Source organism: Pseudoalteromonas sp. SG43-5 (assembly GCF_014164345.1).
Taxonomy (GTDB): Bacteria; Pseudomonadota; Gammaproteobacteria; order Enterobacterales; family Alteromonadaceae; genus Pseudoalteromonas; species Pseudoalteromonas distincta.
The window spans coordinates 17,449-32,682 of sequence record NZ_JACJFA010000028.1 but is presented as its reverse complement, the minus strand read 5'-3'; the positions used below and the strand labels follow the sequence as shown (position 1 = coordinate 32,682).

The following is a 15,234-nucleotide window of genomic DNA, read 5'->3' as shown; positions in this document are numbered from 1 at the left end:
GAAAATTACGCTAGAACTAGGCAAAAATTTTTGTATCTAGTTGTTCTAAATAAAAAATTTTTAACGACGTTATAGTGCAATTTAATTCGTTAAATTGATCAAAGATTTATGCAGGTTGGTATAATAGTTAGACCAGATACCTGTACAAAACGCCTATAAAAAATGCCGCTAAGCTTAACTGAGCGGCATTATATTATTCAATAAGCTTTTAAAGAGGCCTATTAAAAACCAAATATTTTTAAATCAAAAAACTTAGTCGCCACTGTATTTATAAATATTACAGCTAGAATGACAGGAATAAACGTTGAAAGTGAAAAGTTAACGTACTTTTCCATCAAGCTTCCCGCATAATTAGGCGAACCTAAGCTTAGCTCTTGTGTTAAGCGTGCTTTTTTCCAGCGGTACATTACAAACAAACACACCATTAAGCCATTAAGCGGTAAAATTGTGTCGTAAAATACATCAACAATAATATCAAAAAAGCTCTTACTAACGCCGCCATAACTGGTGAAAGATGTAAGGCTGTCAATCATACCAAACGACATTGTACATAAAATAGTAAGTACACCGGTTGAAAGTGTAAGGATGCCCAGTGCTTTTTTACGGCTAATACCTTTACGGTCGCTTAGTGTTGCTGTCGGTACTTCCACTATTGAAACAAGTGAAGTAATCGCTGCAAAAAATACTAATAAGAAGAATGAGAACGCAACAATAGACGCACCTACATAACCAATATCATTTTGCAGTGCTAATAATATTTTAGGTAGGTATACAAAAATCATTGATACGGACGAATCAGAAAGTGCTGATGGGTCTGTATTTGGGTCAAAGCTAAATATCGCTGGCAACACCATTAGCCCCGCTACAAACGCAACGAGTGAGTCAGTAATAGCGACCATTTTAGCACTGCTTACAATGTCATCTTTTTTAGAAATGTACGACGCGTAAGTCATTAATATACCCATACCCAGCGATAGCGAGAAAAACGCTTGGCTTAATGCGCCATTAAGTACACTTGCATTCATTTTAGAAAAATCAGGAATAATGTAGTATTTAACACCGGCCATTGCGTTATCAAGCGTTAATACATAAGTAACTAGAGCTAGTAGCATAACTAATAAAGCGGGCATTAAAAATTTGGCGGCTTTTTCTATGCCTTGTTTAACACCACCTAACAAAATTAAGTTCACCATAATAACCACAACAGCCATATAACCAAACACAGTGTAACTATTAATAAAAACACCAAAGTGGCCAGGATCTGCAAGTAAATCTAAATTACCGAGGCCTGTTTGCGTTAAATAACCAAAGATCCAAACCGTAATCACCATATAAAATACAGCAATCATAAATGGTGTAAGCACCGCAAAAAACCCAGCTAACTTCCATTTTTTATCGTTATTAGATAATAGTTTGTACGAACCAAGTGGATCTTTTTGAGCGTTACGACCCATTGCCATTTCAGCCATCATGACTGGTAAACAAATGAATATGACAAATAAAGCGTAAATTAATAAGAATGCGCCACCACCATTTTTAGTAGCAGAAACCGGAAAACCAACTAAATTACCAATACCAACAGCTGAACCGGCCGCTGCCATTATGAATCCAAGGCGGGAACTAAATCGTTCTCTATTTTCGCTCATGCATAAAACCTTTTTATTATTTTGTATATTTCAGCGACTCTACCAGTGTTACACAGAGATTTTCAAGCAATTACAGCTTAAAAATAAAATCGAAGTGTAAACCTGTGTAAATACGCTTTTAATTCACCAATTTTCAACGCTGTGGTAGTATTGCGTTAATCAAATTTAACAATTTTTATGAGATTCCTTATGTTGTACATGATTCACTCAACAGACGTTGAAAACAGCTTAGAGCTTAGAAAAGCAGCACGCCCGGCACATTTAGCACGCCTTAGTGAGCTTGATTCACAAAACCGTCTACTTACCGCCGGTCCATTACCGGCAGTCGATAGTGAAGATCCTCAAGAAGCAGGTTTTACCGGTTCATTAGTTGTTGCTGAGTTTGAGTCAATTGAAGCCGCTCGAGAATGGGCAGCAGCAGACCCTTACGTTGCCGCTGGCATCTATGAAAATACAATTGTTAAACCTTTTAAAAAGGTATTTCCTGCTTAAAAAGTATTAAACCCTAGAGCGTGCGTTGCACTGTAATTCAGGGTTTGTTCACAGGTTTTTAATTAAAATTATCAGGATAAAAACGAATTTACCGTTTTTACTTGAATTTTAGTAACTTAGTTAATTAAACTAAGTGAGTCTGGTCTAGGAGTTTTCCATTATGCGCGTATTATTAAGCCTCGGTTTTATTGCTTGTGTTAGCTTAGCTAACTTTAGTCAAGCAGCAACCGCCACCCAAGCATCTCATGCTGAGGTGGACAAAAAGAAAGCCGTAATACTCGCAAAGAAAACAATTGGCGGTAAGACCTTAAAAATTACCGAAAAAACAGATTTTTATACCGTACGAATACTCAAATCTGACGGCCACGTCGTTGATTTACATATTAATAAAAAAACCGGCGAAGTGAAAAAGGATTAAAAATGCGAATTTTAGTTATAGAAGACGATTTACATTTAGCAGATAACCTACGTAATGCCTTAGAAAAAGAACGTTACAGCGTGGATTTATGCCACGATGGTGAAGCAGGTCTTTTCCACATTACAGAATACCCGCTTGATATGGCCGTAGTTGATTTAGGTTTACCTAAAATAGACGGTATTGAGCTAATTAATAAAGCACGAGCACAAGGCATTACAATCCCTATTTTAATCTTAACCGCGCGCGATCGCTGGCAAGATAAAGTAGAAGGTTTAGATGCAGGTGCCGATGACTACCTTACTAAGCCATTTCATGTTGAAGAGCTTATTGCCCGTTGTAATGCATTAATTCGTCGCAGTGCTGGTAAAGCAAATCCAGAAATGACTGCAGGTCCAATTAAAATCCATACACGTTCACAACAAGTATGGGTTGATGACAAAGAACTTAGCCTGACAGCTTACGAATATAAAGTACTTGAATACTTAATGGTAAATCCGCAAAAAGTAATTTCTAAATCAGAATTGACTGAGCATATTTACGACCAAGATTTCGATCTTGATTCAAACGTAATTGAAGTATTTGTACTACGTTTGCGTAAAAAGCTTGACCCTGATGGTGTGCTAAACCCAGTAGAGACACTACGTGGGCGTGGTTACAGGCTTAAAAGCCAGTGGTAATACCGCAAATATCGTTAAAAATAAGGCAAGGATTTATCCTTGTCTTTGTTTTATTAGTCGCGCTCCCTATCTTATTTTATTCAATTGGCAAAGCGTATTACGCTTCACTTGTTGATGCGACTGAAAAAACTCTCGAAGCACAGCTTTACTCGCTAATATCTGAAGTCGACTTTACTGAGCATGGTATTATTATGCCCAGCACTATTTTAGCGCCTGAGTTAAACAGATTAAATTCTGATACCTACGCAATGATCTACCGCGATGATGACCCGGTTTGGAACTCAGAGTCGGCTGTAAATTTAAACTATGTACCTCAGCAAATAGAGACCAAAGCAGGTGCTGCTGACTTTAGGCGTGTAGAATATAATAATACCGCTTATTGGCAACTTAGCCTGACTGTAATTTTAAACAACATAGATCAATCAGAACAAGCTCGCTTTATATTAGTTAAACGTAACGACGCTCTACTTCGTTTAATGGATGGCTTTAAGCAAACCCTTGTAGATTGGATGTTTATCATGGGGATTGCAATCGCAGGCCTGATGGCGATTGGTTTCATTTGGAGCGCTCGCCCACTCCAACGACTCGATAAAGAAATAAAAGCGATTGAATCAGGCGATATTCAAGAAATTAAAGGCCTCTACCCAGTAGAGCTGCAAACAATAAAAGCAGATCTAAACTTGCTACTTGAGTCGCAACAACGCCAAAAAGAACGCTATAGAGCCTCATTGAGCGATCTTGCTCATGCTCTTAAAACACCGCTTGCTGTATTAAAATCAAGTCCATTGGCAAACGATGCCGATGCACAAGAACAACTCGACCGCATTAATGTGATGATCGAGCACCAATTAAAACGTGCTGCAACGGGCGCATCAGACACGTGGAAAAAACAAACCCCTATTAAGCCAGTACTCGATTCAATACTCAGTGCTATGGCAAAAGTATATCGTGATAAAGATATTATTTTTAGCTGCACTGTAACCGAAAAAGATTATTTTTTAGGCGATCAAACAGATTTAATGGAATTACTCGGTAACTTGATTGATAACGCCTGTAAAGCGTGTCGCTCACAAGTAGCAATACAAGTTATTCAAAGCAAAACTTTATGTATTGGAATTAGCGATGATGGTCCTGGCGTGCCAGAGGACAAACGTGAATCTCTACTTACACGGGGTACTCGTCTGGATACATACGAAAGCGGACACGGCGTAGGGATGGCAATTGTATCTGACTTGGTTAAGTCCTATCGCGGTACACTTACCATTACAGAAGCTGATAACTTAGGCGGCGCTCAATTTATTTTAGAGTTTAATTACAATGACAAAAAGTAACTATTTATTAAAACTAACTGCCATTGTGTTATTAGCTTCAAGCCAATACAGCTTTGCAGATGAAGCATGTACTTTAGCCGCTAAAGCAACAACCGATGAAGCTAAGCGATATATTCAATGCCTAGATAGCCAAATTGATAAAGCAAAACAAGCACAAGGCAGTTGGATACAAAAGCGTAAATATGAGCTAACTAAGTCACAAGAAAGCACAGGCAATACGCAAGTGCTGCCGTTATTTATGCGCAGCATTAAAAATAATGAAAAGTACCTTGAGAGCGCCTGCCAATGGCGTTACTTAATAAAACTTCCTAATGCGACAACCGCAACCATTAGCTATAAACTGTGTGAAATTGAGCTTATAAATCAATTTACAGAATCACTAAAACACCCATTTTGACGTAACTTAAGCACACTAAACTAGTTACGTTTCTTTACTCACTCCCTATAGCTTACTTGACAATTTATTCATACCAAAACAAACTACCTACTAGTAGATTGCTAAAAACTAATGGATAAACAGATGACCAAACCAGTAATTATTATAGGTGGCGGACTTGCTGGTTTATACAGTGCGTATAAATTACAACTACTTAATATTGAGTACTTATTATTAGAAGCTAAATCGCAATTAGGTGGCCGAATTTTTGCCGCGCAATCACCAATAAATAACGATGTTAGTTTTGATTTGGGTCCTACGTGGATATTTCCCCACCAACCAAAAATTCAAGCGCTAATAAAGTCACTCAACTTAAGTATATTTGAGCAATACCATAAAGGTGATGTGTTATATCAAGCACCTAACTTCAAACAACCTCAACAAATTGCAGGTGCTGGAGATATGCAACTATTTAGACTCAAACACAGCATGAATACCTTAATAACTGCCTTATATGAGCAGCTTAATCCTGATTCAATATTATTAGAACATAATGTCACTGAGCTTAAAAAAGGTGATAATAACTGGCTAATTACGGTTAATCACTTAGGCAATATAAAGCACTTTACTACTGGCAAATTAATTTCAGCAATTCCTCCTCGTATGGTTACAACGCATTTAACACCTGAACTATGGGCGACTCCAACACTCATAAACCGCCTTAGCAGCGTACCTACATGGATGGCAGGACAAGCCAAGTTTATAGCTACTTTTGAACATGCATTTTGGCGTGATAAAAACTTATCTGGGCAAAGCTTTAGCCGCGTAGGCCCTATGGTCGAGATTCACGATGCCAGTGCTGAGGATAGTAATTACGCCGCATTATTTGGCTTTATAGGTGTGCCCTACTTATCACGAAACCAAGTAACTCAAGAGCAATTAATTCAAGCCTGTGCCCAACAGCTCAGCTACTTTTATGGTAAGGATGCTGAAAAGGCAACCGGATACTTTATTAAAGACTGGGCAGAGGATAAATTTGTAGCTAATAAAGACGATCAAACTCAGCCTTCACAGCACCCAGAATTTGATTTTTCAAACTTGGAAGAGCAATTAAGTAACCTCAATATTCATTTTGTAGCGAGTGAGTTTGCAAAACAAGAAGCAGGATATTTAGAAGGCGCAATATACGCAGTGGATGACGCTATTAAATCGTTTATTAATTAATAGCCCTGTATTTATTGATAACTTAACCATCAAGGGTTTTAATTTTACAGCCCTTGATGGTTATAAATGTTAGTTATTTTTAGTAACGTCTTCACCACTGCCCAATAAAGTGGCAACCCACTTACCTTCTGCACTGGCTTCTAGGGCTATTTTTACAATCATTGTTAATGGTACAGATAAAAGCATACCCACAGTACCTAATAACCAGCCCCAAAATATTAATGATAAAAACACCACTAACGTTGAAAGTCCCAGCCCTTTACCCAAAAATTTAGGCTCTACAATATTACCCATTACCGTATTTATTGTTAAATATCCTGCAGCAACAAGTCCTGCCACTAATGGGCCTTGAGTAATAAGGGCAAGTAATACAGCTGGTACAGCCGCAATAATTGAACCTATATTTGGAATGTAATTGAACATAAATGCCAACACGCCCCAAAGCACAAAGTAGTCAACGTCTAAAATCCATAAGTAAAACGCAGCAATAATACCCGTCCCTAAACTTACTAGCGTTTTAATTGCCAAGTATGAATTAATAGATTCTAAAAAGCGGTCAATTTGCTTCATTTTACTATCAGGGTCTTCAAGTGCCATATGTATTTTCTTGCTCAGCATTGGCCCTTCAAACAGCATAAAAACAACCGTTAAAATAATTAAAAACATGTTTGCCATTACGCCACCTAACCCAGTGAGCATATTAGTGGCCACATCAACCATTTTGCCAGGGTCGAACATATTAATTAACTGATCTTTATTGATCAGTATGTTGTATTGAGATGCTAAATCGACCAGCCACACAAACTCTTCTTTAAGTTGTGTTTTATACTCAGGAAGCTGCTGAGAAAAGTCGTTGATAGATTGCCCTACAAGCCCGCCAAGGCTTACCCCTAAGCCAACTATAATCAGCACGACCAACATAACAGCAATGCCTTTAGGAATTTTGTAGCGCGCAAAAAACTTGATAAGCGGGTTACAAATAATGGCAATAAATGCCGCCAAAATAAACGGAATAATAATTACACTCGCGGCTTTTATTCCAGCGAGGACCACTACTAAGGAAGCAAAAACTATTAAGCTTTTATTTACTCCAGTTAAACTTGCCAATTTATTAATCCTTTTATTAACTATATCGTCCCAGTGTAAGGCAAAAGGTAATTAAATGAAATAATTACGAAGTGATCATAAAAGCCTGTTTTACGTATAAATTTGCAAAGCTGTTTGCTAGCGAGTATGTTTTTTAATCACTTGCTTCTATTTTATTGTAAGGATGAATAATGCATATATTTATAACTGGCGCGACCGGATTAATTGGTAAGCACTTATGCCCTTTTTTACTTCATCATAATACTGTTACTGTACTTAGCCGCAATCCAACTAAAGCAAACGTATTATTAGGCCACAAAGTTAAAGCCGTAAGTGACCTTAGTGATGTTGACTTCAACACTGTTGATATCGTTATTAATCTCGCTGGCGAGCCGATTGTAAATAAACGCTGGAGCGACAAACAAAAGCAAATAATACGAAACAGTCGTATTGATATTACACAGCAAATTAGTCAAGCTATTAAAGCCTGTAGTATACCCCCGCATACTTTTATATCTGGCAGTGCAATTGGTTTTTATGGTCGACAAAATAGTAATCCTATTGATGAAACTTTTGAACGCCCACACGATGAATTTAGCCACCAGCTTTGTAAAGACTGGGAAAATGCAGCACTACTCGCCCAATCAGAACAAACCAGAGTATGCCTTTTGCGAACGGGTATTGTTTTAGCTAAAAAAGGAGGTGCACTTGGAAAAATGTTACCTGCTTTTAAATTATGCCTGGGTGGCCCGATTGGTAATGGCGAGCAAGGCATGTCGTGGATACACATCGACGATATGATTCAGCTAATACTCTTTATTATTAAACACCCAGAAATATCAGGCCCTGTTAACGCAACAGCACCCAACCCTGTAAGCAATGCTCAATTTAGTAAAAGCTTAGGCGAGGCGCTCTCTCGACCTGCATTTATCACTATGCCAACCCCAGTACTTAAACTATTAATGGGTGAAATGTCAGACTTACTAACAACGGGGCAATTTGTAGTCCCTAAAAAGGCACTCGTTAACAATTATCGTTTTCATCATCCTGATATAAAATCGGCTTTAGAGAGCTTGGTTTAGCGGGCGTTAATATTCGTTCAGTTAAAATCCCTTTCAAATTAGATATATGGGTAAATTACTACTTTTTACCCATATTGACCTTTAAACATTAATACATAATAATCAGCAAGTTTTCCACACCAACCACGCCTATCTTTAATAAAAGAGAATCTTAAATGCTACACCTGCCTACTGTGATCAGTCTCTCTTTTATTCTTAACGTATTAATAGGCTTGTTTTTTTTATCCGTACATAACTTTAAAAAACAAACATCATTTTTATTATTTGGCCTAGCGTGCATTACCTTTGCATTTGCCGAGTTACTTGCCTGTTTAAAGTTAGTAATAGACGCGCCTTTTATTACTCACTATTTGGCTGATATTTTTATATTACTAAGTCCATTATTAATTATTATTGGGTTAAATAAATATAAGCACAGTAAGGCACTAAACTTAAAACCTCTTTATTGTCTCCTTGGATTAACGGGGGTTGCTTTATTACCCATATATTCAGACCCTGCAGGGCAAATGCTGACAAGCTTAATTATTTCGGTTTTATACCTATATTCCGCATATATTATTAAGCAGATGAACTTTGTAGCCACTTTGCAAAAAAAAGCGCTGATAGTTTGTTTTTCAATTCACAGCATTTTAATGCTCATACAAACAACACTATTGGCAATATCTATTTTTAGTATTAATTCGCCAAACTACATAGAGCCACTGCAACTTATCTTAAGTAGTCATTTAATTTTGGCCACTTGTAGCGCACTAATATTGCCATACCTGCTGGCTTCTAATACAGAGCATACACTTTCAAGCCTTGCTAACACCGATACTTTAAGCCAATTACTTAATCGCCGTGGCTTTTTTACAAAAAGTAAAGAAGCACTAAGTGATCCTAAAAATATAGACAAAAATGTGTCTGTTATTTTGCTCGATATTGATTTTTTTAAACGTGTAAACGATCAGTTTGGTCACGAAGCGGGCGACCACGCAATTAAGTGGATATCTCACTTTATTAAAGAGCAATTTTTAAATGTAGGTATTAGTGCCAGAATTGGCGGAGAAGAATTTGCCATTTTACTACCTGATTACACCCTTGGTGCAGCAAAAAGTGATGCTGAGCTATTAAGAAAGAATATAAGCACTCAAGCTTTTTATCATGAAAATCAGCATATAAAACTTTCCGTAAGCGCTGGGGTAAGTAATGCAATTAATGGGAATGCAACTATAAAAGAACTGCTCGCTTATGCCGATAAACGCCTTTACTTAGCTAAAGAAACTGGCCGAGACAAAGTAGTAACCTTTGATGAAAAAAACTTACTCACGAAAAGTTAATTGCTTTTAAGTGACTTATAAGCGCATTAAAAACAACTATATTTAAACTACCATATTTTATCTAGCTAACATCTATCCATAAAAAAAGCCCTTCATTAGAAGGGCTTTGGTATACACACAATAGAGTTAATAAACTACTTACAAGACAGCGTAGCCTCGTCCGCTTTATTTGGTACAAACTGAATATTAGCTACAGAAATTGATGCTTTACCATTGCTGTGTAAGCTAAATGGGCTTGTTAGGCTTGCAAAATTAACACCCTTATCAGCAAAACAACCTAAATCGATTGATACTGACTGCCATTTATTTTCAATAGTTTTATCAACTACGTTTGCTAAATCAATGCTTGCACCACACTCACCAGAACAAGTCATAGCAAGGGCTACATCGCTCGTTAGTGCCTCGTTTAATTTAATATCAAAGCTAATCACACTGTTTGCTTCGACGTAGGCAATGGTATCTTCTGCAAAGCTTGTTACTATTTCAGCACTGGCTTTTTCTGCACCGCTGAAGTTAAATTGGCGCGCGTCTTCTTGTACTGTTTTGTCCTCAGTACGGTATTTAATTGCACCAAATTCATGGGTACTACTCGATACATCTAAAAGCTCATCGCCCGATTTTAACAATAAGCGCCATGGTGCTACAGGTGCACCAACAAGTATATCCATACTAGTAAGCCCTGAGTTATCAAGTTTAGAGTCTTCATCAAGGTCGTCAGCTAGCACGTTTTTATCGCCATACGTTAAACCAAAACCATAAGGAAGTAATGGATCGTAATTTTCATCGCCTCTATTAACCGCAGTTTGTACCGCCGATTTAGGCCAAGAAAACGATAGCTTACCTTTAAAGTTATTTTGGATGGTGCCGTCTGCCGCTTTTAATAACACATCAGCAATACCCGCACCTTCTGTACCAGGTAGCCATGCAGCTACAAACGCATCAGATGCGTTAAGTTCGCTGTTCACCCACATAGGTCGACCTGAAATAAACACAGATACAACAGGGATACCTTGCTCTTTTAACGAGCTTAAAAGTGCTAATGACTTTTTATTTCCGCGCTCAAACTCAAGGTTATCTTTATCGCCGTGCCCTTCCGCGTAAGGTTCTTCACCAAATACAACAATGGCAACATCAGGACGTTGTTCAAACGTACCATCAGCACTTAAAGTAACACTTCCACCTGCTGCAGATATTTGCTCTTCAAGCCCTTTGTAAATTGACGTTGCTCCTGGGAAATCTGCATTTTTATTATTAGTCCCCTGCCACGTAATACTCCAACCACCAGACTGTTTGCCTATGTTATTGGCACCATCACCTGCAACAAGTACGCGTTGATTAGCTGCAATAGGTAATAGGTTATTTTTATTTTTAAGCAATACAAGCGACTCGCGCACAGCTTGACGTGCTACTTCGCGATGCGCTTGAGCGCCAATAAGCTCTGTTTTACCCGAGTACAGACGCTTAGCTGGACTTGGTTTATCAAATAACCCAGCGCGTAACTTAACGCGTAAAATACGTGCAACCGCATCATCAATGCGGCTCATACTTATTTTACCTGCATTTACTTGTGCAATTGTATTTTCATATAGCGGCTTCCACGCGCCTGTTGGCACCATAAAAATATCAAGGCCAGCATTTACCGCTTCTGGGCAGCTTTCGTTAGTACAGCCTTTAATTTGCCCATGGCCGTTCCAATCACCCACTACAAAACCATCAAAACCCATACGTGTTTTTAATACATCTGTAAGTAAGTATTTATTGCCGTGATTTTTAACGCCATTCCAGCTATTAAAAGATGCCATAACAGATTGACTACCCGCCGACAAACCACCTACGTAACCTTGAGCATGAATATCAAATAGCGATTGCTCGCTGTCTATATTATTTCCCTGATCATCCCCATCAACGGTGCCGCCATCGCCAATAAAATGCTTAACCGTGCTAATAACGCGCTTATCACTTAAAAAGTCGCCATCGGCTTTACCTTGCAATCCATTTACAATCGCTGCTGAGTAATCGTGAACAATTTTTGGATCTTCAGAATAGCCTTCGTACGTTCTGCCCCAACGGTCGTCTCGTACTACTGCTACAGTGGGTGCAAATACCCAATCTATCCCCGTAGCCATTACTTCTACTGCGGTAATAGACGCTATTTGCTCTATTAAATCTGGGTTATTAGCCGCGCCTAAACCAATGTTATGTGGAAAAAGTGTCGCGCCAATTACGTTATTATGACCATGTACTGCATCGGTGCCCCACATAGTTGGAATTTTGCTGCCGTCCACTGAGTCATCAATAGATGCTTGATACATTTTTTCTGCAAGTGCAACCCAATCCTCTGGCGTTGCATGCTTATCGCCATTAGGAAAAGCACCACCGCCATTGAGGTAAGAGCCAAAACCATATTTACGCATGTCTTCAACGGTAATATCACGAATTTCTGGTTGAATCATTTGCGCTACTTTTTGCTCAAGCGTCATATTTTCTAAAAACGTGACAATTTGAGCTTCAATAGCAGGGTCTTTTTTCACTGCAATTGAAAGCTTTGGCCAAATTTTCTCAAGCTTTGATTGCGCTTCAACATTTACTTTTTCAACATTGCTTTCGTTAGTACATCCGCTTAGTGCAGTAACACTTCCTACTAACGTTGCAATTGCTAATGCATTAAGTTTAAAAGTCGTTTTCATTATGATGGCTCCTTCACTAATACTGGTTTGCTGCCTCGTAGGCCGTAAAAAACAATGAATATGTAACATAAAATAGGTAAAACATACGAAAGTTGAACACCCACACTATCAGCAAGCGCACCTTGTAAAAGTGGCACTATTGCACCACCTACAATCGCCAAACACAAAATACCAGAGCCTTGAGCGGTATGCTTACCAAGTCCATTTAACGCTAAACTAAAAATAGTTGGGAACATAATAGAATTAAATAAACCAACCAATAGTATTGACCACATTGCTAATTGACCCGACGTGCTCATGGCAATAATGACTAAAATAATAGCCATGGTTGCGTTAAAGCCAAGTACTTTACCTGCGGGTAGTTTTTGCATTACAGCAGCACCAATAAAACGCCCAACCATAGCACCACCAAAATAATAAGTGATGTAATGAGCTGCAACATTCTCTTTTAGCCCTGCTATATTTTCTTGTGCTAAAAAGCTTACTAAAAAGCTACCAATTGCCACTTCGGCGCCTACATACATAAATATACCCACAGCACCTAATACAAGATGGCGATACTGCCAAGCACTGCCTTCAATTGCCTCTGATTTTTCGGCTTCTGCTTTTTGCTCGCTCATAATGTCTGGTAATTTAAGCCAAGCAAAAATACCGGCTAGTAAAATAAGCATTGCAGCTAAAAGGAGGTAAGGAAGTTGAACTGACTCTGCATTTTGAGCCGGTGTTAAAAAGGCTTCTGACGCTGAGTCTAGAATTAACAGAGCACCAAATGATGGCGCAACAGTGGTACCTAATGCATTAAAAGCTTGGGTAAGCGTAAGTCGAGATGACGCAGTTTTTGGTGAGCCCAACAAACTTACGTAAGGATTAGCAGATACTTGCAATAACGTTATGCCGCTGGCAAGTACAAATAAAGCGAATAAAAATACAGAGTAACTATGTAAAGACGCTGCTGGGTAAAATAATATACACCCGACTGCTGCAATTAATAATCCAATCACAATGCCTTTTTTATAGCCCACCTTTTTAACTATATAACCACTTGGAAGTGACATTAAAAAGTAAGCGCCAAAAAAGCAAAACTGAACCAACATGGCTTGTACATACGTTAAGTTAAATACGGCTTTTAAGTGTGGGATTAAAATATCATTTAAGCAGGTTATAAATCCCCACATAAAAAATAATGTTGTTAGAGAAGTTAATGCAAAACTGTAATTTTTATCCTGATAGTTTTGCGACTGTGTGTGTGTTGTCACTGGTGCTGAACTTGCCATGTGTTCTCCGTATTTTATTATTATAAATCTATTCTTAAGCTGCCCTGTTTTAGTTTTCAGCTGTCTTTAAACCATCCAGAAGCATTAAAGAGTTGACCTAAGAATTAATAAACACTAACCTTAAATGTAAGCGCTTTCATATGCAATTAAATACGAACAAGCTGTATATTTCAACACTTTTTATTTTTTGTACCACGCATACAGCATTAATTAAGCAAAAACACAGAGCTTATTTCTCTGTAAATGACTAACAAAAGGTTTGTTATTAATGACAAAATTATCATTACCACCCCATTCACCGCTTTTATCTAAAAACTTTGTATACGGTGTGGCCACAGCTTCTTTTCAAATAGAAGGCGGATCCCAAGATCGTCTCCCATGTATTTGGGACACTTTTTGCGATACGCCCAATAAAATAGTCGATAGCTCAGACGGGCATACCGCGTGCGATCACTATAACCTTTGGCGTGATGATATAGACCTTATTGAGTCACTTGGCGTAGATGCTTACAGGCTTTCTATTTCTTGGCCGCGCGTGATGACCCAAGACGCAAAGTTAAATCCTGTTGGCGTGAAGTTTTATACTGATATTTTAGATGAGCTAAAACGTCGCAATATTAAAGCCTTTGTTACTTTGTACCACTGGGATTTACCGCAACACCTTGAAGATGAAGGCGGTTGGCTTAACAGACAAACAGCTTACGCTTTTGAACATTACGTAAATTTAATTACCAAAGCCTTTGGCGATCGCGTTCACTCTTATGCCACATTGAATGAACCATTTTGTAGTGCGTTTTTAGGTTACGAAATTGGTATTCATGCCCCAGGTAAAGTGGGTAAAGAATATGGCCGTAAAGCAGCGCACCATTTATTATTAGCCCACGGACTCGCTATGAGCGTATTAAAGCAAAACTCGCCTAATACATTAAATGGCATAGTGCTTAACTTTACGCCGTGTTATAGCCTTACTCAAAGTGACGAAGACTTAAAAGCCACTGCATTTGCAGACGACTATCTTAATCAGTGGTATATAAAACCAATAATTGATGCCCAATATCCTGATATAATTAATCAATTACCATTAAACCATCAGCCTGAAATTCTTGAGGGCGATTTGGAACTAATTTCTCAATCTATTGATTACTTAGGTATTAACTTTTATACCCGCCAAGTTTATAAAGCGCACCCTGCTGACATTTATGAGCCTATTTCACCTACGGGCCCGCTAACTGATATGGGGTGGGAAATTTACCCGCAATCGTTCACCGACTTGCTCGTATCGCTTAATAAAACATACACCTTACCGCCTATTTATATAACCGAAAATGGTGCAGCAATGCCCGATACGTATAATAATGGTGCAGTTAACGACTTAGACCGTTTAAGTTATTATAATACTCATTTAAACGCGGTTCATAATGCAATTGAACAAGGTGTTGTTATACATGGCTACTTTGCTTGGAGTCTAATGGATAACTTTGAATGGGCTGAAGGCTATTTAAAACGTTTTGGTATTGTGTATGTAGATTATAAAACCCAGCAACGCACTATTAAAAAAAGTGGCTTAGCTTATAAAGAACTCATCTCTAAAAGATAAGAGCATACCCATAACTAAAAACAAG

Annotated in this window: 13 protein-coding genes; 9 read left to right on the top strand and 4 right to left on the bottom strand. The window is 38.3% G+C overall.

Features of this window, described 5'->3' with window-relative positions:
- Positions 1-221 precede the first annotated feature (221 nt).
- On the bottom strand, positions 222-1,646 hold the full coding sequence (locus H5161_RS18775; RefSeq protein WP_024606454.1) for a sodium-dependent transporter: 1,425 nt from the start codon (positions 1,644-1,646) through the stop codon (positions 222-224).
- A 189-nt stretch (positions 1,647-1,835) separates the two neighbouring features.
- Between H5161_RS18775 and H5161_RS18770 the strand changes: the two genes are divergently transcribed.
- From H5161_RS18770 to H5161_RS18745, 6 genes are all read left to right on the top strand, one after another.
- A complete protein-coding gene (locus H5161_RS18770) occupies positions 1,836-2,138 on the top strand; it encodes a YciI family protein (RefSeq protein WP_024599115.1) in 303 nt (100 codons plus the stop codon).
- Between the two features lie 160 nt (positions 2,139-2,298).
- The gene (locus H5161_RS18765; protein ID WP_024594903.1) at positions 2,299-2,556 is read left to right on the top strand and encodes a PepSY domain-containing protein; all 258 of its coding nucleotides are present in this window, start codon (positions 2,299-2,301) and stop codon (positions 2,554-2,556) included.
- A 2-nt stretch (positions 2,557-2,558) separates the two neighbouring features.
- Positions 2,559-3,233 carry a response regulator transcription factor gene (locus tag H5161_RS18760; protein WP_002959806.1) on the top strand — a complete coding sequence of 225 codons (675 nt, stop codon included), beginning with the start codon at positions 2,559-2,561 and terminating at the stop codon, positions 3,231-3,233.
- On the top strand, positions 3,227-4,564 hold the full coding sequence (locus tag H5161_RS18755) for an ATP-binding protein (protein WP_024606453.1): 1,338 nt from the start codon (positions 3,227-3,229) through the stop codon (positions 4,562-4,564). The genes H5161_RS18760 and H5161_RS18755 overlap by 7 nt, the downstream gene beginning before the upstream one ends.
- Positions 4,551-4,961: a hypothetical protein gene (locus H5161_RS18750; protein ID WP_182696457.1), complete on the top strand. Its 411-nt coding sequence runs from the start codon at positions 4,551-4,553 to the stop codon at positions 4,959-4,961. Before H5161_RS18755 ends, H5161_RS18750 begins: the two co-directional genes overlap by 14 nt.
- 123 nt (positions 4,962-5,084) lie before the next feature.
- Positions 5,085-6,164 (top strand): FAD-dependent oxidoreductase, encoded by a 1,080-nt coding sequence (locus tag H5161_RS18745; RefSeq protein WP_024606451.1) that lies wholly within the window; start codon positions 5,085-5,087, stop codon positions 6,162-6,164.
- A gap of 69 nt (positions 6,165-6,233) precedes the next feature.
- Here H5161_RS18745 and H5161_RS18740 read toward each other — a convergent pair whose 3' ends face one another.
- A complete protein-coding gene (locus H5161_RS18740; RefSeq protein WP_024595420.1) occupies positions 6,234-7,271 on the bottom strand; it encodes an AI-2E family transporter in 1,038 nt (345 codons plus the stop codon).
- Positions 7,272-7,441: 170 nt separating this feature from the next.
- Between H5161_RS18740 and H5161_RS18735 the strand changes: the two genes are divergently transcribed.
- Both H5161_RS18735 and H5161_RS18730 read left to right on the top strand, forming a co-directional pair.
- Positions 7,442-8,332 (top strand): TIGR01777 family oxidoreductase, encoded by an 891-nt coding sequence (locus tag H5161_RS18735; protein WP_182769856.1) that lies wholly within the window; start codon positions 7,442-7,444, stop codon positions 8,330-8,332.
- A 155-nt stretch (positions 8,333-8,487) separates the two neighbouring features.
- Positions 8,488-9,651 (top strand): GGDEF domain-containing protein, encoded by a 1,164-nt coding sequence (locus tag H5161_RS18730; protein ID WP_182692543.1) that lies wholly within the window; start codon positions 8,488-8,490, stop codon positions 9,649-9,651.
- Between the two features lie 134 nt (positions 9,652-9,785).
- Here H5161_RS18730 and H5161_RS18725 read toward each other — a convergent pair whose 3' ends face one another.
- Positions 9,786-12,338 carry an exo 1,3/1,4-beta-D-glucan glucohydrolase gene (locus H5161_RS18725; protein ID WP_182769855.1) on the bottom strand — a complete coding sequence of 851 codons (2,553 nt, stop codon included), beginning with the start codon at positions 12,336-12,338 and terminating at the stop codon, positions 9,786-9,788.
- Complete coding sequence (locus tag H5161_RS18720; RefSeq protein WP_024606447.1) at positions 12,338-13,612, bottom strand: sugar MFS transporter; 1,275 nt, start codon at positions 13,610-13,612, stop codon at positions 12,338-12,340. The genes H5161_RS18725 and H5161_RS18720 overlap by 1 nt, the downstream gene beginning before the upstream one ends.
- Positions 13,613-13,880: 268 nt before the next feature.
- Here H5161_RS18720 and H5161_RS18715 point away from each other — a divergent pair, with 268 nt between their 5' ends.
- The gene (locus H5161_RS18715; protein WP_024606446.1) at positions 13,881-15,209 is read left to right on the top strand and encodes a GH1 family beta-glucosidase; all 1,329 of its coding nucleotides are present in this window, start codon (positions 13,881-13,883) and stop codon (positions 15,207-15,209) included.
- Positions 15,210-15,234: the final 25 nt, after the last annotated feature.